This window comes from Streptomyces sp. NPDC005374 (genome assembly GCF_042872225.1).
In the GTDB taxonomy this organism is placed as follows: domain Bacteria; phylum Actinomycetota; class Actinomycetes; order Streptomycetales; family Streptomycetaceae; genus Streptomyces.
In genome coordinates, this window is the sequence record NZ_JBIAKA010000012.1 from 293,557 (window position 1) to 314,850 (window position 21,294).

Consider the following 21,294-nt stretch of genomic DNA (forward strand, 5'->3'; position numbering starts at 1 on the left):
GCTCTGGACGTTGCTCACCGTGGTTTCAGGTCCTGTTGCGGCCGTTCACGGGGTGTGGCCGCCGCGGCGGAGGACGGGGCGCAGGTCCTCGATGACTGCTGGGTCGTCCACCGTGGAGGGGACGGGCTCTTCGTGGCCGTCGGCGATGCCGCGCATCGTCCTGCGCAGGATTTTTCCCGAGCGGGTCTTGGGCAGGGCGGCCACGACGGCGACGTCCTTGAGGGAGGCGACGGCGCCGATGCGCTCGCGTACGAGCTGGACGAGTTCGGCCTCGATCTCGGTCGCGTCGCGGCCGGTACCGGCTTTCAGGACGACAAAGCCGCGCGGGATCTGTCCCTTCAGGGCGTCGGTGACGCCGATGACGGCGCATTCGGCGACGTCGGGATGTGCGGCCAGCGCCTCTTCCATGCTGCCGGTGGACAGGCGGTGCCCGGCGACGTTGATGACGTCGTCGGTGCGGCCCATGACGAAGACGTAGCCGTCGTCGTCGATGTGGCCGCTGTCGCCGGTGAGGTAGTAGCCGTCGTAGGCGGAGAGGTAGGAGGCGACGTAGCGGTCGTCGTCGTTCCAGAGGGTCGGCAGTGCGCCGGGCGGCAGGGGAAGCTTCACGACGATCGCACCGTCGACGCCCGCCGGCACGGGGTGGCCCGAAGCGTCGAGGACGCGTACGTCCCAGCCCGGCAGTGGTCGGGTGGGCGAGCCGGGTTTGACGGGAGCGGCTTCGATGCCGACCGGGTTGGCGACGATGGGCCAGCCGGTCTCGGTCTGCCACCAGTGGTCGATCACCGGGATGCCCAGGAGTCCGCTCGCCCAGTGGTAGGTCTCGGGGTCGAGGCGCTCGCCGGCGAGGAAGAGGTGACGCAGGCCGGTCAGGTCGTGGTCGGCGGTGAGTGTTCCCTTCGGGTCCTCCTTGCGGATGGCGCGGAAGGCGGTGGGTGCGGTGAACATGGTCTTGGCCCGGTGCTGGGCGGCCACGCGCCAGAACTGGCCCGCGTCCGGGGTGCCGACCGGCTTGCCCTCGTACAGCACGGTGGTGGCGCCCGCCAGCAGAGGTCCGTAGACGATGTAGGAGTGCCCGACGACCCAGCCGACGTCGGAGCCGGTGAACATGGTCTCGCCGGGGCCCACGTCGTAGACGGCGCCCATCGACCAGTGCAGGGCGACCGCGTAGCCGCCGCAGTCGCGTACGACTCCCTTGGGCTTTCCGGTGGTTCCGGAGGTATAGAGGATGTAGAGAGGATCGGTGGCCGGGACGGGTACGCAGTCGGCCGGCGATGCTGCGGCGACCAGTTCGTCCCAGTCGAGATCGTTGGGCCCCAACTCGGCCAGTTCCTGCGGGCGTTGCAGGATCACGCTCTTCCGGGGCTTGTGGACCGCGAGTTCGATCGCCCGGTCGAGCAGAGGCTTGTACGCGATGACCCGCTTGCCCTCGATGCCGCAGGAGGCGGAGACCACCACCTTGGGGGCGGCATCGTCGATGCGCAGGGCGAGTTCGCGCGGGGCGAACCCGCCGAAGACGACCGAGTGGACCGCGCCGATCCGTGCGCAGGCCAGCATCGCGACAACGGCTTCGGGGACCATCGGCATGTAGATCACCACCCGGTCGCCCCGCCCCACGCCGAGCCCCGTCAGTGCTCCGGCGAAGGCCGCCACCTCGTCCCTCAACTGCGTGTAGGTGTAGGTGCGTTGGGTTTCGGTCACGGGTGAGTCGTAGACGAGCGCGGGCTGTTCGCCTCGGCCGGCCTCGACATGCCGGTCGAGCGCGTTGAAACAGACGTTGAGCCGTCCGTCGGGAAACCAGCGGTAGAAGGGCGCGCCCGAGGAGTCCAGGGCGCGGCGCGGAGCGACATCCCAGTCGATGCCCTCCGCCGCCGTCAGCCAGAAGTTCTCCGGGTCCTCGGTACTGGCGCGGAAGACATCCTCGTACGTTCCCATCGCGCACTCCTTTGTGGCATCGAGGGATGGTGGTCTGGCGGCGTGCGGAACAGTGTCGGACACAAGTACCGCATGCCGCCCGGTGGGGTCGAGCAGGATGCCTGTGATCGGCGGCCCGGTCACAGGCATCGCGGTGGACAGGGTGGCCCGGACGACGGACCCCGTCCTCCGGTGCGGCTTCCGCTCAGGCGCCGAGGTGCTTGCGGAGCCACTGGCCCATCTGCCCGATGGCCTGGTCCACCTCGGGTACGCGTCCGGCGCCCATGATGAACGAGTGCTGCCCTTCGGGCATCGCGTGGGTCTCGGTGGTGACCTTGAAGTCCGCGAGGCGGCGGCCGAGCTGGGCGCCGTCGTCGGCGAGGGTCTCGTACTCACCGTAGTGGACGAGCGTGGGCGGCAGGCCGGTCAGGTCGGCGTGCACGAGGCTGATCTGCGGGTCGGCGAAGTCCACGGCGGGATCCTGCAGCCAGGCCTGGCGGAAGAACTCCAGGGACCCCCGGCTGAGCATCTTGTCGTTGGTCTCGTTGGCGTCCACGGCCGGGTTCTGGATGGTGAGGTCGGTCCAGGGGGAGACGCTGACGATCGCGCCGGGGGTGGCCTCGCCCTTGGCGAGCAGGCGCAGCGGCAGCATCACCGCGAGGGTGCCGCCGATCGAGTGGCCCGTACTGCCGATGTTCCGCGGCTCGTAGCCCTGGGAGAGCAGCCACCGGTAGGCGGTCTCGGCGTCGTCGAGCTGCGCCGGGTAGGGGTGTTCGGGCGCCAGGCGGAAGTCCACGACCAGCGAGCGGGCGCCGGCCGCCTTCGCGATGTGGCCCGCGGCCTTGCGGTCGGAGTGCATGGAGGCCGCGACAGAACCACCGAAGTGGAAGTGCAGCAGGGCGCGGTCGGGGTCGGCCCCCTCGGGGATGGCCCACAGCGCGGGGACGCCGTCCGCGTCCACTTCGGCGTAGGTGACGCCTTCCGGCTCGGTCGCCGCCTTGTGGCTCGAGTCGATGATGTCGCGGATGACGGCCAGGTCGAGGCCCGGTGTCGACGACTTCGCGCTCACACTCGCGAGGAAGTCCGCGAACTCGTGTGCCTCTTGGCTTGCTCCCATGGTGGTGCTCCTTCTCAAACGGGTGCCGTGTCCGGCTCCCCTGCGGCAACCGGGTCGATGTGCTGGTCATGACGCTACTGGCTGAGTATAGAAAAGTAAACTCAGATGCGGTGGGGATCACCTTCGTGGATGCGAGGACGTTTCTTCTGGGCATCGGAGACGGGTCCCATCTCGGCCGGGGACACGCTCCACGACTCGATCGGCCGGGCCTTGAGGACCGGGCGGGGCGTGGCCGACTCCGGTCCCCTGCGAGGTCTGGTCCTGCGCGTTCCTGCAGGAGTGCTTGCGGAGACCGCATCGATCCGGCCGACAAGCTCGTCGAGGCACTCTGCGCCCTGTGCAAGGATCTTGAGGTGCCCACCCCTCGAGCCACGGCATCGACAAGGGCGACTGGCTTCGTTGGCGCCCCGCATGGCCGAACAAGCGCTCGCGTCCGGATCGCTCGCCAACAACCCCGTCGTACCCGCCGTGGACGAGATCCAGGACCTCTACGCGCAGATCTCCGCCTGGCATCGGGAGAGTCAAGGAACGTGTAGGCCACGACAGTCAGGTCCGCCGGACGACGAGATGACGAGTGATGACATGTCGCGTGACGAGATAACGAGATGACGAGCCATGACTGATACCGCTGCGGGCGAGATTCTCGCCGATGTCCACCGGGGCGTCGGCCGCATCCGGTTGAACCGGCCCAAGGCACTCAACGCCCTCACCACAGACATGGTGGCCGCCATCGACGGTGTGCTTGCCTCGTGGGAGCACGCCCCGCTGTCCGCTGTGGTCCTCTCCAGCACCAGTGCGAAGGCGTTCTGCGCGGGTGGGGACATCCGCACGATCCGCGAGTACAGCCTCGCCGGGGACGCCGTGGCCAGTGAGGGGTTCTTCGCCTCCGAGTACCGGCTCAACGCCCGGATCGCCGAGTATCCCGTGCCGGTCGTGTCGCTCATTGACGGCCTGTGCCTGGGTGGCGGTCTGGGGCTGTCCGTCCACGGCGACTTCCGTGTCGTCACCGAGCGCGCGGCGCTGGCGATGCCTGAGACCGGGATCGGGTTCTTCCCGGACATCGGGGCGAGCTACTTTCTGCCCAGGCTGCCCGGTGCGATCGGCATGTACCTGGGACTGACCGGGCAGCGGATCGACGCGGCCGACGCCCTGAATACGGGGCTGGCCACGCACTTCGTTCCCGCGGACAAGCTCGACGCGGTCGAGGACGCCCTGGCCCGCCATCCCGACGACCCGGTGGACGTCGTCCTGAACCGCCTCGCCGAGCCCTCCCCGGTGGCGGAGAGCGCGCTGGGGGAGGTGCGCGGGGATGTGGATCGGGCGTTCGGGGCGCCGACCCTCGGCGAGATCGAGAAACGCCTGCGGCAGCTCGACACCCCCTGGGCGACAGCCGCACTGGCCGCCCTGGAGTCCGCGTCGCCGCAGAGCCTGGAGATCACCCACGCCCTGCTGGCCCGGGGCAGGCAGCGCACGTTGCGCGAGTGCCTCGGCGCTGAACTCGCCCTCACGCGCACGATCATCCGTACGCCGGACTTCCTGGAGGGCGTCCGTGCCGCTCTGGTCGACAAGGACCGGACCCCCGCCTGGCAACGTGCGCCGCGCGACGGAGGGGCGCCGGCGTCCTGAGTGTGTCCGCCGTGAGCACCGCCTTGAGTGAGGGGGCAGGAGGGCCGCGCGCAGCCATGAAACGGGAACGCATGGCCCCCGCGGACTGTCGCGGCAGATGGTCGACGGCGGGGAGCCATGCGGCAAGCACACTGTCCATGACAACCGGTATGCCGCTTGTGCAAGCTGTCCGACCGCGACCGCGTCCGTACAGAGCCGGATCTCATCGAGCACGGCGACAGCGCGCAACCGTTGTCGCGGTTGCGCGCGTTCTGGACCGAGTAATGCGAGAAACGACCTACCGGAGCCTGGTGCGGCAGGGCACAGTTTGCGGCGGGAACCAACCGCGCGGCGCGCTGTGCCGCGGGCATGCGGCGTGCGGAAGGGCACCGAACCCCTACGGCTGGAGCTCCCGCGACATCGTTGCTTGGGACCGTCGCCGGGTCGTCCCCCGGTGACCGTGCTGGAACGGAGGGGCTGTTGCCGGCCGGGTCTCAGTCGTTGCCGGGCGCCATGGAGACCACGACCTTGCCGGCCTTGGTGCGGCCCTGCTCGACGTGCGCCATCGCCTCGAGTGTCTGGTCGAAGGGGAAGGTGCTGTCGATGACCGGGCGGAGCTTCCCGCTGTCGTAGAGGGCGCCGAGCTTGCGCAGCTGGGACCCGTTGGCCTGCATGAAGAGGAACTGGTAGCGCACGCCAAGCGCCTTGGCCTGCTTGCGGACCTTGCGGCTGAGGACGCTCATGACCGGGCGCATGACGGCGGGGGCGCCGAGTTGCTTGGCGAAACCGGCGTCGGGCGGGCCGACGACACTGATGGCCAGGCCGCCGGGCTTCAGTACGGTCAGCGACTTCTCGAGGTTCGCCCCGCCCAGGGAGTCCAGCACCAGGTCGTAGCCCGAGAGCACCTTGGAGAAGTCTTCCTTGGTGTAGTCGACGACGACGTCGGCGCCAAGGCTCCTGACCAACTCCTCGGACCTGGTGTTCGCGGTCGTCGCCACCGTGGCGCCGAGGTGTTTGGCGAGCTGGATGACAGTCGACCCGAGGCCGCCGGCTCCGGCGTGGACGAGCACTTTCTGCCCCGGCTTCACGTGTGCGCGCTCGACGAGGATCTGCCAGGCGGTCAGGGCCACCAGCGGCACCGCGGCCGCCTCCTCCAGGGAGAGTGAGGCCGGCTTGGGGGCGACATCGTCCGCGTCGATCGCGATGTACTCCGCGAAGCCCCCGACCCGCAGGTCGCGCGGGCGGGCGTAGACCTCGTCGCCGACCTCGAAGCCGCGTACGGCGGAGCCGACCTGTGTCACGACGCCGGCCACGTCGTGGCCGAGCGCGAACGGAAGCTTGTACTTCAGGATCTGCTTGAACTCCCCGTTGCGGACCATCTTGTCCAGCGGGTTGATGCTGGCGGCGCCCACCTTGACCAGGACGTCGCGGGCGCCGACGGTGGGCTCGGGCACATCTGCGGCACGGACGCCGTCCTTGCCGTACTTCTCGACGACGAAGGCCTTCATGTCGGCCGCCTTTCTGCGTGGGTGTTTCGGTGGTTGATGCGATTCTTCGGGCAGGCCCCCCTGCGCGCTCGTTTCTCGCGTGCAGCCGGGTTGAGGTGCTGACCACGACGCTACTTGCTGAGTATGGAAAAGTAAACTCAGGAGAGGTAGAATCACTCCATGGATGCGACAACCGAAGCTCTGCGGGACGCCGGCATGGACCCCCGACTCGACCGGGACCCGTCGAACTGCTCGATCGCCCGGACCCTTGAGGTCGTTGGCGAGAAGTGGACGATTCTGATCCTGCGTGAGGTCTGGTACGGCTCGTCCCGTTTCAGCGAGTTCGAACGGGTCCTGGGTTGTCCTCGCAACCTTCTCGCGGCCCGGCTCAAGATGCTTGTGGACGAAGGGATCCTGGCCGCCGAGACCTACAAGGAGCCGGGTTCGCGGAGTCGGCCGAAGTACGTGATCACGCCCAAGGGTGTGGATCTGGTTCCGGCCGTGATGGGGCTACTGCAGTGGGGTGACCGTTACCGTGCCGATCCGGAGGGTCCGGCCATGCTGTCGCGTCATCGTGGATGTGGTGCGCATGTCGACGCACAGATCCGCTGCGATGAGGGCCACGTCGTTCAGGTGGAGGAGATCGAGAGCATCCCCGGTCCCGGCTTTCGTCTGAGGGCCGCTGAGTGAACTGAGCGTGGTGGTGTCAGCAGCCCGTGATGGGCTCAGTCTGCTGGGGACTTTTGTGCGGTTACCGCAGCGGGACATGGAGCACCAGCGCCGGTTGCGGGCGGGGGAGCGGTGCACGAGCCGCAGGGCACATGAAAGCGGTCAGCGCGTAGTAGCCGTTGTGGCTGCCCAAGCCGAGCAGTGCGCCGAGCAGAGTGACCCGCAGCAGGTCGATCCGGCTGGGCGTTCCGCAGCAGGGACACGCGCTTCGCAGCCCGCGGCTGTCGAGGCGGCGGATCAGTGATCTTGCGGCGGATGACGATGACCAGAACGGATTGCGGCGCGCCGAGCCAGACCATCGACCTCCAGGCCCACCCCGCCGGGAACAGGACGGTATACGTCCCCAGGGCGAGACCCCAGCTCAGCCCAGCGCACGGCCGCCGTTGCGGGTCCCCATATCGCTGAGCAGTACGGCCTCGGCCGTCCACTCGCTGCCGAAGCCGAAGCCCTCAATGCCGCGCCGCGCCATCAGGCAGGGCCTGGACGCCCTCTGTAACGGTCGGAGGCCCGGCCGTGCGTCGTAGATGGTCTGGAGAACCTCGTTCCGCGTCAGTCGTTGTCAGTGGTCCCACATACGGTTCTCCTATGGGTTCTCAGCGGTCGTCGCTTCGCCAAGAGGACAACTTCAGAGTCAGGGAGACCGGGCAACGCTCTTCGCGTGCCGGCGATATGGGTGGGCGTGCTCCACGTATGGGCGCACCCTGCCGGAGCGGAGATCACGCGTGAGCGAAAACCCGATGCGCCAGGCGGGCGACGTACGAGAGGCATGGGGCCGGGTCACCGCGTGGCTTGAGTGGAACGACGCTGAAACTCTTGCTGCGCTCGGCGGGCCGGGGAGCCAAGCGGCCATCAGCGAAGCCGAACTCCGCATGGGTCTCAAGCTGCCGGGGGAGATGCGGCAGTGGCTGCTGGCGAACGACATCGATGGAGGCAGGCAACCCGATGGCCGATCGTGTCTGGTGGCGCTGGGGTGCGACGTGCCCATCCCCGGCGGCCATCTCCTTCTCGGCCTGACGGACATTCAGCGGGTCTATCTCAGCCAGATGGGCTTGGAGGAGATGCAGCCGTCCGCAGACCCCGACTATCCGTTCTGGCGTCGTGAGTGGGTGCCGATCGCCGCGGAGCGCGACGGCCTGTACGGGACGTTTCTGGACACGCTCAACGGCACCATCGGAACGTGGGCTGACGCAGACAATCCCGAGGAGGGTGTGTACGCCTCGTTGTCCGCTTTCTTCCAAGAGGCGGCGGACCAGCTGGAAGGGGTCTCCTCGGGAGACTGGAGCGGCCCCGGCAAGTCTGCTGGATCTCGTAAGCTCGATCCCTGTCCGGAAGACGAGCCGATACGCCTCTGGGCACGGACCAACGGCTATGTCGTAAATGATCGTGGACGTGTCCCTGCATCCATCCGCGACGCCTACGAGGCATCACATAGGTGAGCGCCTGATCCGGCGGTGTCGGTCAGCGGCTGTCGGCTGGTCACAGCCATTCGTCGACTACGGCAATGAGGACGGGCCCCCCGCCCGCATTCCCGCGGCGTTTGCGGTGGACCGCCCGGTCGGCGGGTTCAGGGGTAGTGCACGGATCCCGCGCTCTACTCGGGTAGGACCGGTTGGGTCGGGACGAATGAGCCTCGTCGCCCCTCACTCGCAGAGGTCGGACACGGGGACGGCCTGCCCTGATACGCGGCACTCGGATGGTGTCCAGGACAGCGGCGAACTGTGAGCTGTCGCCGCGCTGACCTGCTGTGACCAAGAGGGGCAGCGGACGCTGACCTTGATCGCAGGCCAGGTGCATCTTCGTGGTGAAGCCGCCGCGAGACCGCCCCAGGCCGTGATCGTCCGGCTCGGAGCGAGCGTCGCCTCGCGGCGGGCGCCGGCAGCGTGTTGACGAGCCCGGCAGATGGTGGAGTCGACGTCGGCCTCCCAGGTGATCAGTCCAGCCGCATCCGCCCGGGCTTGCAGCCCAGTCAGCAGGACGGACCAGGTGCCGTCACGTTGCGGGCGGCGATAGCGACCGTAGACCGTTTGCCATGGGCCGTACTCCGACGGAAGTGCCCGCCACGGAACACCAGTCCGCACCCGTCACCGGATCAAGTCGATCAGCCTCCGCTGACCCAACGGCGGCCGTCCCGACGTCACAACCGGCAACAACGGCTCCAGCACCGACCACTGCTCGTTGGCAAGGTCCCCCCGCCCCATGCCTGGATCATTACGAAGCGAGATGACGGGACCGAGTCACTTTCACAACACGACCCAGGCGCGACCTAGGCGTGGCCGGCCCGCAGCGAGGTTTTGTCGATCTTGCCTACCGCGTTCTTCGGGATGGCTTCCACCACGAAGAACGTGGTCGGGCGCTTGTAGCCGGTGAGGCTGCGCGCGCAGAGGTCTTTCAGCGCCTCGGAATCGACAGCCGAACCCGGCCGGGGCTGGACGTAGGCGACCACCACCTCTCCCCACTTCTCGTCGGGTACGCCGATCACCGCGGCTTCGAGCACCGACGGGTCGCCTGTGAGCACGTCCTCGATCTCCTTGGGGTAGATGTTCTCCCCACCTCGGATGATCATGTCCTTCGAGCGCCCGACCAGGGTCAGATAGCCGTCGGCGTCCAGACGGCCTATGTCGCCCGTGTGCAGCCAGCCGTCGACGATGACCTTGGCCGTTTCGTCCGGACGGCCCAGATACCCACGCATGACATTGGCTCCCCGCACGACGACCTCACCGTCACCGCCCGGTGCCACCTCGGTACCGTCGGCATCGACGATCCGGATCTCCTGGCCGGGGAAGGGAAGCCCCACGGTTCCGGCGCGCCGAGGGCTGGCGACGGGGTTGATGGTGGAGCCGCAGGTGCCTTCGGACAGGCCGTACCCCTCGACGAGTGGAAACCCGTAGCGGGCCTCGAACCGGGTGAGCAGCTCGGCGGATGCGGGTGCCGCGCCGCAGACTCCGAAGCGCAAGGAGGAGGTGTCGGGGCGGACATCGTCCGGAAGCGCCGCGAGCATGCCGTAGATCGTCGGCACCGCGCTGAAGAAGCTGGGACGCTCCTGTTCGACGAGGTCGAAGAAGGTGCGGGGATCGAAGCGGCCCGCGATGACGACGCTCGCTCCCGCGAGCAGAGGCATGAGCACGCTGACCACGATGCCGTTGACGTGGAAGAGCGGAAGGATCAGCAGGCACCGGTCGGTCGGTCCGACGTCCAACGCCTGGTTCCCCATCTCCACCATGGCGTCGATGTTGGCGTGGTCGAGCATCACGCCCTTGGGCACGCCGGTCGTGCCGCTGGTGTAGATGAGCAGGGCCAGCGTGGCCGGGTTCAGAAGCGGTGCCTGATCCGGCTCCACCGCTCCTTCGTACAGTGCGCCGACGGAGAGTACGGCGACACCGTGCGCCACTGCGGCCGAACCGTCCTCGACCACCAGCAGGCGCGCACCGGAGTCCTGGAGCTGTCGGGCTACTTCGACGTCGGTCATGCTCGGGTTCACCGGTGTGACGGTGGCGCCGAGCCGCCAGGCGGCGAACAGCAGGAGGACGAACTCGACGCGGTTGGTCAGCTTGAGGGCCACGACGTCACCGGGGCCGATTCCGAGGTCCTGGAGCTGACGCGCTGCCATTCGGACCCGGCTGAGCAGCTGCGTGTTGGTGAGGGACTGGTGCCCGTCGGAGACCGCGGCCCCGTGGGGGTCGAGCTCGGCGCGGCGGTCGGGCAGGGAAGCGAAATTCATGGCGAGGGCGTACCTGTCTCGGTGTGATGCGATCCGGTCACGGAGCCGACGTGGCGGTTGCCGGGTGCAGCTGGCGGGCGAGGAACTCGGTCTGGTCGCGCACCAGTTCCTCGAAGGTCTCGCCGGTGTAGAAGTCGAAGTGGCCGGCGTCGTACCGCTTGATCTCTCCCTTGGGTGCGGTGCGCGCGTAGCGGAGGGTCTGGGCGGGAGGCGTGACGGAGTCGGTGTCGCTGACGCAGAAGAGGATCGGGACGGTGATCTTCTTGGCCGCCCGCCCGGGCCGGTAGGTGAGGATGGTCGGGATGACCCTCGCCGCCACCTCGTTGCGGAACGTCGTTCCCGGCGGCTGCAGAGCCTGGTACCCCGGTAGGGCGTCCGGGGCGTTCATGAGGGCCGACGAGCCGGGGCCGGCGGCGATCGGAACCATCACGGGCGGCTTTCCGCGACCTCTGGCTGCCAGATCGCGGGCCACCACGGGGACGACCTTGAGCGAGGCGGCGGGGCCCAGCGCGAGCGCCGAGGCGAGACCGTCCGTGAAGGGGCACTGGGCGACTGCCGCGCGCAGTTCGGGGTGGCGTGAGGCGACGGTGATGGCGTGGCCGCCGCCGAACGAGCTGCCCCACACGGCGATGCGTGTGCGGTCGACGTCCGTGCGTGCCTTGACGTAGGCGATGGCGGCGTCCCAGTCGGCGAGCTGACGCTTGATCGACAGGAGCTGGCGAGGGTGGCCGCCGCTGTCGCCGAAGTGCCGGTAGGTGAAGGCCACCGCGGCGATGCCGGCCTGTGCGAAGCGCTCGGCGAAGGCGTCCAGGCGCATCTCGCGGACGGCGCCGAGTCCGTGCCCGAGGATGACCACGGGCGGAGACGTGACGCCCGTGGGGAGGTAGAGCCAACCGGCACAGGTGCTGTCACCGGAGGGGAACGTGATGTCGTGACGGGTGAAGGGCGGGGGAGTGGTCATCGTCGGTTCACCGCTGGTTCGTCGGGCGGCGGCCGGACACGCTGCCCGACGCGAGGGTCCGCGCGTAGGTGCCGGGTGTGTAGAGCGGGAGTTCGCCGGTGGCGTCCGTCGTCTCCATGTAGTCCTGCATGAGTTCCTGACTTTCCTTCGACATGATCCTGACGAAGAACTCGGCGCGTTCGACATGCAGGCCCTCCTCCAGCGACAGGGAGCCGCCGAAGTACACCGCCCTCTTGGCGGCCTCGACCGTGGCCTTCGACCGCTTTCCGAAGTGCTCGGCGAGTTCGACCGCCTGCGCGACCACCTTGTCCTGCGCGACGACCGTGTCCACCGCCCCGTTGGCGAGGGCCTCCGCGGGCGTGAACGGCTTGCCTTCGAGAATCGCGGCCAGGGACCGGTGGGTGCCGATCAGACGGGTCAGCCGCTGGGTGCCGCCTCCCCCCGGGATGATGCCGAGGAGGATCTCCGGCTGGCCGATGAAGAAGTCCCCGTCCGCCATGACCCGCAGATCGCACGCCCAGGCGAACTCCGCGCCGAGCCCCAGAGCCGAACCGTTGAGGGCGGCCACGAAGAGGACGCCACTGCGGTTCATCCGGAGGAAGGTCGAGTGCAGACGCTCCAGCTGGAGGGCGCCCCGCATCGGGGTCCTGCGCAGCACGGCTCCGAGGAGACGGGACCGGTCCACGTGCTTCGCCATGCGTACGACGGCGGCGGCACCGCGCCGGCCGACCGTGGGGCTGCTGGCGCCACCTTCCTGCAGCCACCGGACCGCGGCATGGCTGACGAATCGCTCGGGATGTGCCCCGGTGAAGACGACGGCACGGACGTTCGGATCACGGTCTGCTCGGGTCACCAGCTTCTCCAGCTGCTGGGCGATGTCGAGGCCGAACTCCTGGTGCGGGCCGCCGTCGACCCGGACGACCAGGACGGACCCGCGGTCCTCGATCGCCAGATGGCCCTTGTCTTTGTATGGCATGAGTTCTGCTCCTGTGCTGAGTACCTGAGGGTGGGAAAGTGCATGGGGGACAGCCGCGGATGCGTGTCGCGGTATGAGGTGGGGTTCGCCTCGGCAAGCTGTGTCCGCACGGGCGGCAGGAGACTGGACCAGCACGTGATGACGTGTTCAGGGCGGATGTGCGTATCCGAGACGGCACGTCACGTGCGATGTGTACTATTGCCGTGAAGAATTACATAACCAAGTTATTTCGGGTGTGTCAACGGTGGAGGCGTGCGGAACATGGCAGGGCGGGCGAGAGTCGACGACGCACCGGAACGACTTGTGCGGGCGGCCATCGGTCTTCTGGCCGAACAGGGTCCGTCGGCTCTGAAGGTGCGCGCGGTGGCGTCCGCGAGCGGACTGTCGACGATGGTGGTCTACAGCCACTTCGGTGGGATTCCGGAGCTGATGAGTGCTGTCGCCGATCACGGGTTCAGGGAGCTCGGCAGAGCGTTCGCCCAGGTGCCGGTGACGGAGGACCCGATCGCCGAACTCCTGGCCATGAACTTGAGCTGCCGTCGGCTGGCCCGCGAGAACCCTCACCTCTATGACCTGATGTTCGGGCTGTCCACCCGGGCGACGTACCGGCCTCTGCCGGACACGGACCTTCGCCTGAGCGGGCATTCCCCGGCCTTTCGTGAGGCCCACGCTCATGTCACCGCGGCATGCGAACGGCTCGTGGACTCCGGCAGGGTCGAGCGGCAGGAACCCGAGGTCATCGCCGCCCAGCTGTGGAGTTTCGTACACGGCTACATCACCCTCGAACTGGCCGAGCACTTCGTCGAGTTCGACGACGCCGTGACGCAAGTGCTCCTGCCGATGGGCGTGAACTTTTCCGTCGGGCTGGGTGACAAGCGGGAACGTGCCGAGGCCTCTCACGAGGCAGGCGTGCGCCTGTACGACTCGATCGTCCAAGGCGGCTGAGGAGTCGGGCGGTTGGGTGCTGTCCCGGGCGTGACTATGACGACCTGGTCTCGGCGGCAGCGGTATCGGCCCCTGGCGTGAGCTGATCGTGCCTGCCCAGCGCTGCGACCTCGCGTTCGAGTGAGGGAACCGCCCGGGCAGCGAAGCGCCTCGCCCAGGGCCAGGCCAGCGGTGAATTCAGCGCCGCCTTGGCCCAGTTGGCCACGACGACCGCGCGCGGGACGTACACGCGGCTGCGTCGGCGCACGAGCCCGTCCACGATCGCGGCGGCAGCCTTGTCGGGACTCGTGGTGACGTTGCCCGGATAGGGCAGCCGCGCGCGCATGTCCTGGAACGAGGGGAGGTCCGCCTCGGCGCCCCGGACGAGGTCCGTGTTGATCCAGGAGGGGTGCACCACGCCGACCGTGATCCCCAGGTGTGCCACCTCCCGGCGGTAGGTCAGGGCCAGCAATTCGGCCCCCGCCTTGCTCGCGCCGTAGGAGGCCATCGCGGGGAGCGGCATGAACGACAGTGCGGACGCCACGACCAGCACATGGCCACGGCTGCGCTCCAGATGCGGCGTCGCGTACTTGAGGGTGCGGAACACGCCGTTGAGGTTGATGTCCAGGACCCGTTCGAACGACGCCTCGTCCGTCTGTCGTACCGTCCCGTACGCCACGACGCCGGCGTTGGCGACGACGAGGTCGACGCCGCCCATGACGTCAGCGGCCTCGTCGATCGCCGACCGTAGAGCGGCCCCGTCGCGCACATCGGCCTCACGCCAGGCAGCGGAGGGGCCCAGTTCGTCGGTGAGGGCGCGCAACCGGTCGGCTTCGAGGCCGATCACGGTCACCCGGGCCCCTCGGGCGGCGGCCAGGCGGGCCACCTTCTCGCCGATGCCGCGTGCCGCTCCGGTGACAATCAGCTTCTTGCCCTGCAAGTCACGTTTCATGGCGGCAACATAACTTCGTTATTGATGGAACACAAGAGTCCGTGCACCGCTCGCTGCCCAGCCCGCCTGCTGGGTCTCACGCCTTCTCTGTCAGCTTGATGAAAGTGGTAGTTGATCCTCGTGCTGATCGGATCGCCGGCCGGCTGGCATGGCTGGTGCACACTGTGGGCCGCCGGCCACGCGAACAGCGCGGCCGGACTTTGCGAGACCACGTGACGCCGCCCGTGTCCGGTGGTGATCTGCCGCGCGTCGGCGGGAACTGCTGTGGCCATTCCCGCCGACCGAGACACGATGACGCTGTGGGGTGATCAGTCAGGTGCTGGGGCGAGGATCGGGTGGGCCGCGCGGTGGGTGATCTTCCAGTGCCCCTTGTCGACCCGGTAGTGGTCGTTCAGTTCGATGATGTGTCCGGCGTTCGCGGCCGGATAGAGGGCGGGGCCCTCGTCGACGGGAGTGGGTCCGCCATAGGCGAGCAGGGAGACGGTGGCCTGGGCGGTCCCGTCCCCGATGCTGTGAAAGTGCTGGTTGGTGACGAGGTGGCGGACCGTCACCTCTGGACCGGAACGAGCGTTGAGGACGTCCCGGATCTCGGCATGACCGCGCAGCTTGCGTCCGTGCACCTCGTACAGGGCCTCGGGGGCGAACAGCTCGATCAGTTCGTCGTACTCGCGACGGTCGTAGTGGTGGAAGAAGGCCGTGTTCAATCGGGCCAGCGACCAGGCCGTGGCGTCCTCGGGAGTCATGCCTTCTCCGCCTCGCGGGCGATGCTGTCCGGGCTGGTGCGGGTCTTGAGGTGGAAGTCGAACTCCATGCTCCGGTAAGGGACTTCGAAGCCGGCTTCGGCTATGTCCTCGGGATCCTCGTGCAGGACGGCGTCTCCCTGCAGAGCGGGGTGGGCGATCTTCGCGCCGACGAAGTCGACGGGGATGACCGGGTCGCCCTTGAAGTAGATCTCGCCGAACCAGGGGGTGATCAGGTCGGGGTGGTGGATCTCGTAGTGGATGTGGGCCGGACGGTAGAGGCTGCGGCCGAGGGCCGCTGCGGCCTCGACGACCTTGTCGACCGCCGCTGTGGCGGCATCGGCGTAGGCGACGGGGGTGATTGTGGTGAAGGCGTAGCGGCCGTCGGTGTCGGTGAACAGGTGTCCGCGCAGGTTGTACTTGGGCGCTGAGTCGTCCCACAGACCGGAGTAGCTGCCGTTGTTGGCCGCCTGGTAGATGTCCAGCTTGGCGCCCGCGAGCGGCTGACCGTGGCCGTCCAGAACGCGGCCCGACACGACCAGCGGGACGCCGGGCTCGTCCGGCCGCATCGGAAGGGCGCCGTCGTTGTCGACATGCGGGGAGCCGGGGATGTAGGTGGGGCTGGTGACGTCCTCGGAGGGGGTGTAGCCGTCCCGGCCGCCCTGGAAGAGCTCGCTGTAGAGGGGCATGGCGATCAACGACAGCGGAGCGCCGGTGGCCTTGTGCATCTGCTGCAGCGTTTCGGTGACGGCGTTGAGGTCGTCGAAGGTCAGTCCTTCCTCGTCGCGGAGGCGGGCCAGAGCGTCCTTTAACGCCTGGACGAGACGTACCGCGCGGGGGTTGATCAGCGCCGGGTCGACGTAGGACGGATCGATGATCGTGGTCATTCCGGTCTCCTTCATGGTGGGGGGATCGCAGAGGGAGGGCGTCGGGCGCCCGGGGTGTGAGGGGAGCCGGAGGCGCACGGGTGCGGAAGCCGGTGGCGACGGTCCTCACGGCGCGGTCCCTGTGCCGCACCGGTGGGCGGCTTCGGCGGCGAGGACTTCGAGGGAGGGGTCGGCAGCCGGCCGAGGCGCACACCGCAGGGCCGCCAGACGCCTCGCCCGCCGGTCGGAGCGCCGAGCCGGCCGTAGGGCGCAGATCGCGAGGGGGCAGGTGGCGTCCGCGGCGGAGACGGCTCCAGGTCAGGGGTTTGCCAGTTCGGCTCGGATCTGGGGGAGGACTTCCGTGCCGAGTAGTTCGATGGCGCGCAGGTAGTCGCGCTGGGGCATGCCGCCGACGTCCATTTGGAGGATCTGGCGGGTGTGGCCGAGCAGTTGGTGCAGGTGGAGGATGCGGTCGGTGATCTCGTCGGGGCTGCCGGCGAAGACCATGCCGCCGGGTTCGAGGGCCGCGGCGCGGTCGGCGCGTGAGGGGGCGGGGCGGCCCAGTTCGGCGCTGCCCTCGGCCATCATGCGGTGCTCATGGTCCAGATAGGTCGACCGGGCCTGGGTGGCGGACTCTGCGACGAATCCGTGCACGGCGACCGCGATGTCGGCCTGCTCGGCGGGGTGGCCGGCCTGGGCCCAGGCGGCGCGGTAGGCGTGTCCGTAGCGTGCCCAGTGTTCGGGGGTGCCGCCGAGGACGCCGAGGAACATCGGCAGCCCCAACTCCACAGCGCGGCCCACCGAGTTCGGGCTGCCGCCCGTCCCCAGCCAGATCTTCAGCGGCTGTTCGGGGCGGGGGAAGACGGTGACATCCTGCAGCGGCCGTCTGCGGTGCGGGCCGTGCCAGGTGATGTTCTCGCCGGCGTTGACGGCCCTCAGCAGGTCGAGTTTGGAGGCGTAGAGCATGTCGTAGTCGTGCTCGTCGTGGTCGAACAGCGGGAACGTGATCGTCGACGATCCCCGTCCGGCGACCAGCTCGATACGTCCGGGGGCCAGCGAGGCGGCCGTGGCGAGCTGTTGGAACACCCGAATCGGGTCGTCGGTCGACAGCACGGTGACCGCGGTGCTGAGCTTGATCCGGGTGGTGGCGGCCGCGGCGGCGTTGACCACGGAGGTGGGCGAGGACAGCGGCATCGCCCGCATGTGGTGCTCCCCCACCCCGAAGAAGTCCAGTCCCACCTCGTCGGCGAGCTTGATGGCCTCCAGTACGTCGCGGATGGCCTGGGCGGTGGGGCCGTGGCTGCCGTCGGGCAGGCGGGGGGTGTTGCCGAAGGAGTAGACGCCGAGTTCGAAGGTCATGGCGGGCCGGTCCTGGGTCAGTTGCTGATGGCGGGCATGGCACGCCGGTAGCGGGTGTCGGTGAGCTGGGAGACGAGGAACGCGGCGATGTCGGCGCGGGTCATGGCGGAGCCGACTTTGTCGTGGCCGAGGAAGCCGGCGCGGATGCGGCCCGTGGCGGGCCTGTTCGTGGGGTTGGTGATGCGGGCGATGGTGTAGTCGAGGTTCGAGTCGGTGACGGCTTTCGTCATGCCCTTCAGCTCGGCCAGCGCGTTGGGAAACATCAGCCCGGCCATGACGGGCAGCACCTTGTGCTTCCAGTGGGGCTTGTCCTGCGGGTCGGCCAGGGACGGGGTGGCCAGGGCGATGATGCGGGTGATCTTCTGCGCTTCCATGGCCTGCACGATGGTGCGGGTTCCGTCGGTCACCTGGGTGCCGGTCGTCGACCGCTTCAGGGACGGGCCGAGCGCGCTGATCACCGCGTCCGCGCCGCTGACGGCCTGCTCGACGGCAGTACGGTCGGACAGTTGGCCGGTGACGACCGTGAGGTGGGCGTGGGTGAGGGCGAGTTTGGCCGGGGTGCGGACCAGGGCGGTGACCTCGTGGTCGTCGTCCAGGAGCTGCTGGACGACCAGGCGGCCGATGGCGCCGCTCGCGCCGAAGACGGTGACACGCATCAGGGACGGTTCCTTGTGAGTGGTGGTCAGAGGTGGGGTCAGAAGCTGTACGGGCCGAAGCGTCCCCAGGCCACCAGGGCGGCCAGGATGAGCAGGACGGCGTTGAAGGCGATCGCGCCGGGTTCCTTGCGGCGGGCATGGGTGATCGCGGCGAGCACCATCACCACGACCAGACCGGTCGCGGCCAGCGGGGTCAGTACAGGGGCGATGTCAGTCGCAGCAGGCAGGATCAGCCCCAGCGCCGCGGCGAACTCCACGACGCCGATGAAGCGGACGGTGCCCTGGGAGAAGTCGGCCGTCCAGGGCAGCTGGCCGATCAGCTTCTCCTCGGGCTGGGTGGACTTCATGACACCGGCCATGGCGAACATGGCGGCCAGGACGGCTTGGACGATCCACAAGAAGACGTTCACGTACGGATTCCTTGCAGGAAGCAGGGGACGGGGGTTGGGAAAGAGCGGGTGACCCACCAGGGCCCCCTCCTGGGAGGGGAGTTGGCCGGGCGGTCAGCCGTTGAAGACGGCCTCGGCGCGGTCGCGGTGTTCGTGCAGGTCCCAGTAGAGGGGGGCGATCTCGTCGGCCGTGGCCGTCGGGAAGCCTTCCGGACCGCCGTCGCCGATCCAGACGCCGATGGCCACGTGGGCGGCGTGCACGCCGCTGCCGGCCAGCTCCTTGTTCAGGTTGATGACCCAGTTGCGCAGGGCCGCGCCGGCCGGGTTGACGTTGCCGAGCATCGGCACCGGGTCGATGGAACCGCCGCCCGAGGTGAACAGCAGGGTCCCGGCGCCGGCCTCCCGCATCGCGGGCAGCACCGCGCGGGCGGCGGCGACGGCGCCGTAGAAGACGTACTCGATCTGCGGCTGCAGATTGTCCACGGTGGCCTCGGAGGGGGCGACCAGAGTGTGGCCGGGGACTGGGGTGTGCGGGGCCGGTGAGTACTCCAGTACGTCGATGCCGCCGAAGCGGGCCTTCACGGCGTCCAGAGCGGCGGTCAGGGAGGGCCGGTCCAGGACGTCGGCGGGGAACGCCTCCGCGGTGATGCCTTCCTGGCCGAGCTGGTCGACCAGGGTCTGGAGTTTCTCCTTGGTGCGGGAGATCAGGGCGACGTCGAAGCCGCGGCTGCCGAAGGTACGGGCGATGGCCAGCCCCATACCGGGGCCGGCGCCGATGATGGCGATGGTGGGCATGCCGAACTCTCCTCGTAAGCGGGGTGGGTCTCAGGAGCAGGCGACGGCGATCTTGCCCGGGGTGCCGGCACTGAAGGCGGTGAACGCCTGCGTGGCTTGCTCCAGCGGGTAGGTCGCGGTGACGGGTACGCGCAGGACACCGGAGGCGACCTGCTCGGCCAGCGAGGTCAGGGTCGTCGCACCGGGGGCGGCCATGATGGTGTGGACGGTGACGTCGTGCCCCTTGACGTCGTCCTGGGCCAGGCCGGTGGCGGAGGCGAGCTGTCCGCCCGGTCGCAGCAGAGCGGCCAGCTGGGCGCCGTCGCCCGCCAGGTGCAGCACCGCGTCCACACCCTGCGGGGCGATCGCGCGGACCTGGCCCTCCAGGTCGGCGGTGAAGTCGACCACGTGCACGTCTGCGTCGGTCAGGCCGGTGACGAAGTCGGTCTGCGTGCCCGGGCGGGCGGTCGCGATCACCCTCGCGCCCCGGGCGGCGGCGAGCTGCACCGCCAGCGCGCCCACCCCACCGCCAGCCCCGGAGATCAGCACCGTCTGCCCCTCGGCCAGGGCCACCGCGTCCAGGCTCACCAGGGCCGTGACCCCGGCCACGCCCAGCGCGCCCGCGTCCCCCACCGCAAGACCCGCGGGGATGCGGGCGACGCCGTGTCCGGCGGGCACCGTGACGTACTGGGCCAGCGAACCGGCGCCCAGGAACGGCTTCAGCACGATGCCGAAGACCGCGTCCCCGACCGCGAAGCCGTCCACCCCCTCACCGAGCGCCTCCACGGTGCCCGCAAAATCCTGACCCAGCACCAGCGGGAACCGGTGCTCCATGAACGCCTGCGTGTACCCGGCGGCCGTCGCGATGTCGATGCCGTTCAGCGAGGCGGCGGCCACCTTCACCAGCAACTCCCCGGCCTGCGGGCCAGGAGTGTCCACGTCGGTGACGGCCGGGGTCGAGGGGACGGATTCGAGCGCGACAGCACGCATGACAGCACCTTTCAAGTAAGTGGGCCGGGTGGACCACTTCTGTCATCCACCGTACAACAGAAACGGCTCACCCGTTCCACTTAGGTGGAGTGGAGGCATGATGGGGGGATGACCTCGCCACTCTCCGACCAGACGCCGTGCCCGCAGCCCGGCAAGGGACTGCGCGCCGACGCCGAGCGCAACCGCTGTCGCATCCTGGCCGCCGCCCGCCGTCTCTACGCCACCGAAGGACTCGGCGTCTCCATGGCCTCCGTCGCCCGCGAGGCAGGCGTCGGCAAAGCCACCCTCGGCCGGCGCTTCGCCACCCGGGAGGAACTCGTCAACGCGGTCTTCGCCGACCGCATGGACGCCTACGCCGACGCCGTCACCGAGGCACTCGCCGACCCCGACCCCTGGCACGGCTTCACCGGCTACCTCCACGCCGTCTGCGCCATGCAGGCCGCCGACCGCGGCTTCGCCGACGTCCTGACCATGACCTTCCCCGCCGCGAAGGCCCTGGAAGCCCGCCGCGCCCAGGCGTATGACCGCCTGCTCGAACTCATCACCCGCGCCAAGAACACCGGGCACCTGCGCGACGACTTCACCCACCAGGACGTCGTCATCCTGCTCATCGCCAACGCCGGAGTCGTCACCGCCACCGGCGACTCCGCCCCCGACACCTGGCGCCGCCTCGTCGGCCACATGATCCGCTCCTACGCCACACCCGGCGCACCACTCCCCCCACTGCCCGAAGCGCCGGCGCCCACCGCCCTCTACCGCGCCATGGTCCGCCTCTCACAAACCGACCCGGGCACCGCCCAGGATGAGGGCCCTGGCTCGTAGCGCGCGGCCGCGCTGCGGCGGACGCCCGCCCTCGCTCGCATGCGAAGCCGGGACCAGCAATCGGTATGACCTATCCATTTTGAAGCTGCGATGTCATCGCGCTCTGCGAGCATCCGACGGTTCCCGGGGTCAGTTGTTCTTGCCCGGTGTCGGTGTGGAGGTGGTTTGGCCTGCGCGGAGCATGGCCTTGTAGAGGGGTTCGTGTCCGGGTGGGGCCGGTAGGGTGCCGCGTGCCGGGGCTTCGAGGGAGTGGATGAGCAGGGCGACGACGCGTCGCCAGGCGTCGGGGGCGGCGTCGCCGGTGGCGTTGACGAC

At 69.0% G+C, this 21,294-nt stretch carries 20 protein-coding genes and 1 pseudogene; 5 read left to right on the forward strand and 16 right to left on the reverse strand.

From position 1 onward, the window contains the following. Positions 1 to 45: 45 nt before the first annotated feature. The gene (locus ACFYRX_RS30075) at positions 46 to 1,935 is read right to left on the reverse strand and encodes a propionyl-CoA synthetase (protein WP_389106221.1); all 1,890 of its coding nucleotides are present in this window, start codon (positions 1,933 to 1,935) and stop codon (positions 46 to 48) included. Between the two features lie 184 nt (positions 1,936 to 2,119). Beyond that, on the reverse strand, positions 2,120 to 3,031 hold the full coding sequence (locus ACFYRX_RS30080; protein ID WP_389106224.1) for an alpha/beta hydrolase: 912 nt from the start codon (positions 3,029 to 3,031) through the stop codon (positions 2,120 to 2,122). 615 nt (positions 3,032 to 3,646) lie between these two features. Here ACFYRX_RS30080 and ACFYRX_RS30085 point away from each other — a divergent pair. Continuing rightward, positions 3,647 to 4,657, forward strand: a complete 1,011-nt coding sequence (locus ACFYRX_RS30085; RefSeq protein WP_389106227.1) for an enoyl-CoA hydratase/isomerase family protein — start codon at positions 3,647 to 3,649, stop codon at positions 4,655 to 4,657. Between the two features lie 473 nt (positions 4,658 to 5,130). On the opposite strand, the gene ACFYRX_RS30090 is transcribed toward ACFYRX_RS30085, so the two are convergent. Beyond that, complete coding sequence (locus ACFYRX_RS30090) at positions 5,131 to 6,144, reverse strand: NADP-dependent oxidoreductase (protein ID WP_389106229.1); 1,014 nt, start codon at positions 6,142 to 6,144, stop codon at positions 5,131 to 5,133. Between the two features lie 195 nt (positions 6,145 to 6,339). Between ACFYRX_RS30090 and ACFYRX_RS30095 the strand changes: the two genes are divergently transcribed. Then, a complete protein-coding gene (locus tag ACFYRX_RS30095; RefSeq protein ID WP_389106294.1) occupies positions 6,340 to 6,813 on the forward strand; it encodes a winged helix-turn-helix transcriptional regulator in 474 nt (157 codons plus the stop codon). A 761-nt stretch (positions 6,814 to 7,574) separates the two neighbouring features. Beyond that, positions 7,575 to 8,288, forward strand: a complete 714-nt coding sequence (locus ACFYRX_RS30100; protein ID WP_389106231.1) for a histone-like nucleoid-structuring protein Lsr2 — start codon at positions 7,575 to 7,577, stop codon at positions 8,286 to 8,288. A gap of 204 nt (positions 8,289 to 8,492) precedes the next feature. Here ACFYRX_RS30100 and ACFYRX_RS30105 read toward each other — a convergent pair whose 3' ends face one another. The 4 genes from ACFYRX_RS30105 to ACFYRX_RS30120 all read right to left on the reverse strand — a co-directional run bounded on the left by ACFYRX_RS30105 (position 8,493) and on the right by ACFYRX_RS30120 (position 12,507). Beyond that, on the reverse strand, positions 8,493 to 8,930 hold the full coding sequence (locus ACFYRX_RS30105; protein WP_389106234.1) for a transposase: 438 nt from the start codon (positions 8,928 to 8,930) through the stop codon (positions 8,493 to 8,495). Positions 8,931 to 9,115: 185 nt separating this feature from the next. Beyond that, the gene (locus ACFYRX_RS30110) at positions 9,116 to 10,570 is read right to left on the reverse strand and encodes a class I adenylate-forming enzyme family protein (RefSeq protein ID WP_389106237.1); all 1,455 of its coding nucleotides are present in this window, start codon (positions 10,568 to 10,570) and stop codon (positions 9,116 to 9,118) included. A gap of 37 nt (positions 10,571 to 10,607) precedes the next feature. Then, on the reverse strand, positions 10,608 to 11,531 hold the full coding sequence (locus tag ACFYRX_RS30115) for an alpha/beta hydrolase (protein ID WP_389106238.1): 924 nt from the start codon (positions 11,529 to 11,531) through the stop codon (positions 10,608 to 10,610). Positions 11,532 to 11,538: 7 nt separating this feature from the next. Continuing rightward, entirely contained in the window at positions 11,539 to 12,507 is a 969-nt protein-coding gene (locus tag ACFYRX_RS30120; RefSeq protein ID WP_389106241.1) for an enoyl-CoA hydratase/isomerase family protein, read from the reverse strand. A 261-nt stretch (positions 12,508 to 12,768) separates the two neighbouring features. Here ACFYRX_RS30120 and ACFYRX_RS30125 point away from each other — a divergent pair, with 261 nt between their 5' ends. Next, a complete protein-coding gene (locus ACFYRX_RS30125; RefSeq protein WP_389106296.1) occupies positions 12,769 to 13,452 on the forward strand; it encodes a TetR/AcrR family transcriptional regulator in 684 nt (227 codons plus the stop codon). A gap of 34 nt (positions 13,453 to 13,486) precedes the next feature. On the opposite strand, the gene ACFYRX_RS30130 is transcribed toward ACFYRX_RS30125, so the two are convergent. The 8 genes from ACFYRX_RS30130 to ACFYRX_RS30165 form a co-directional block, all read right to left on the reverse strand. Continuing rightward, on the reverse strand, positions 13,487 to 14,383 hold the full coding sequence (locus ACFYRX_RS30130; protein WP_389106242.1) for a short-chain dehydrogenase/reductase: 897 nt from the start codon (positions 14,381 to 14,383) through the stop codon (positions 13,487 to 13,489). 308 nt (positions 14,384 to 14,691) lie between these two features. Continuing rightward, the gene (locus ACFYRX_RS30135) at positions 14,692 to 15,126 is read right to left on the reverse strand and encodes a nuclear transport factor 2 family protein (RefSeq protein ID WP_389106245.1); all 435 of its coding nucleotides are present in this window, start codon (positions 15,124 to 15,126) and stop codon (positions 14,692 to 14,694) included. Beyond that, on the reverse strand, positions 15,123 to 16,010 hold the full coding sequence (locus ACFYRX_RS30140; protein WP_389106246.1) for a hypothetical protein: 888 nt from the start codon (positions 16,008 to 16,010) through the stop codon (positions 15,123 to 15,125). The genes ACFYRX_RS30135 and ACFYRX_RS30140 overlap by 4 nt, the downstream gene beginning before the upstream one ends. A gap of 297 nt (positions 16,011 to 16,307) precedes the next feature. Next, complete coding sequence (locus ACFYRX_RS30145; RefSeq protein ID WP_389106249.1) at positions 16,308 to 17,348, reverse strand: LLM class flavin-dependent oxidoreductase; 1,041 nt, start codon at positions 17,346 to 17,348, stop codon at positions 16,308 to 16,310. A gap of 17 nt (positions 17,349 to 17,365) precedes the next feature. Further along, positions 17,366 to 18,004 (reverse strand): NAD(P)-dependent oxidoreductase, encoded by a 639-nt coding sequence (locus tag ACFYRX_RS30150; RefSeq protein ID WP_389106250.1) that lies wholly within the window; start codon positions 18,002 to 18,004, stop codon positions 17,366 to 17,368. A 38-nt stretch (positions 18,005 to 18,042) separates the two neighbouring features. Next, positions 18,043 to 18,414 (reverse strand): DoxX family protein, encoded by a 372-nt coding sequence (locus ACFYRX_RS30155; RefSeq protein WP_389106253.1) that lies wholly within the window; start codon positions 18,412 to 18,414, stop codon positions 18,043 to 18,045. Between the two features lie 93 nt (positions 18,415 to 18,507). Then, entirely contained in the window at positions 18,508 to 19,188 is a 681-nt protein-coding gene (locus ACFYRX_RS30160; RefSeq protein WP_389106255.1) for an SDR family NAD(P)-dependent oxidoreductase, read from the reverse strand. A gap of 30 nt (positions 19,189 to 19,218) precedes the next feature. After that, positions 19,219 to 20,157, reverse strand: a complete 939-nt coding sequence (locus ACFYRX_RS30165) for an NADP-dependent oxidoreductase (RefSeq protein ID WP_389106257.1) — start codon at positions 20,155 to 20,157, stop codon at positions 19,219 to 19,221. A gap of 108 nt (positions 20,158 to 20,265) precedes the next feature. Between ACFYRX_RS30165 and ACFYRX_RS30170 the strand changes: the two genes are divergently transcribed. Continuing rightward, positions 20,266 to 20,979 (forward strand): TetR/AcrR family transcriptional regulator, encoded by a 714-nt coding sequence (locus ACFYRX_RS30170; RefSeq protein ID WP_389106259.1) that lies wholly within the window; start codon positions 20,266 to 20,268, stop codon positions 20,977 to 20,979. Positions 20,980 to 21,108: 129 nt separating this feature from the next. Here the strand turns inward: ACFYRX_RS30170 and ACFYRX_RS30175 are convergent. Further along, a pseudogene (locus ACFYRX_RS30175) lies at positions 21,109 to 21,294 on the reverse strand (TetR/AcrR family transcriptional regulator); the annotation flags it as partial.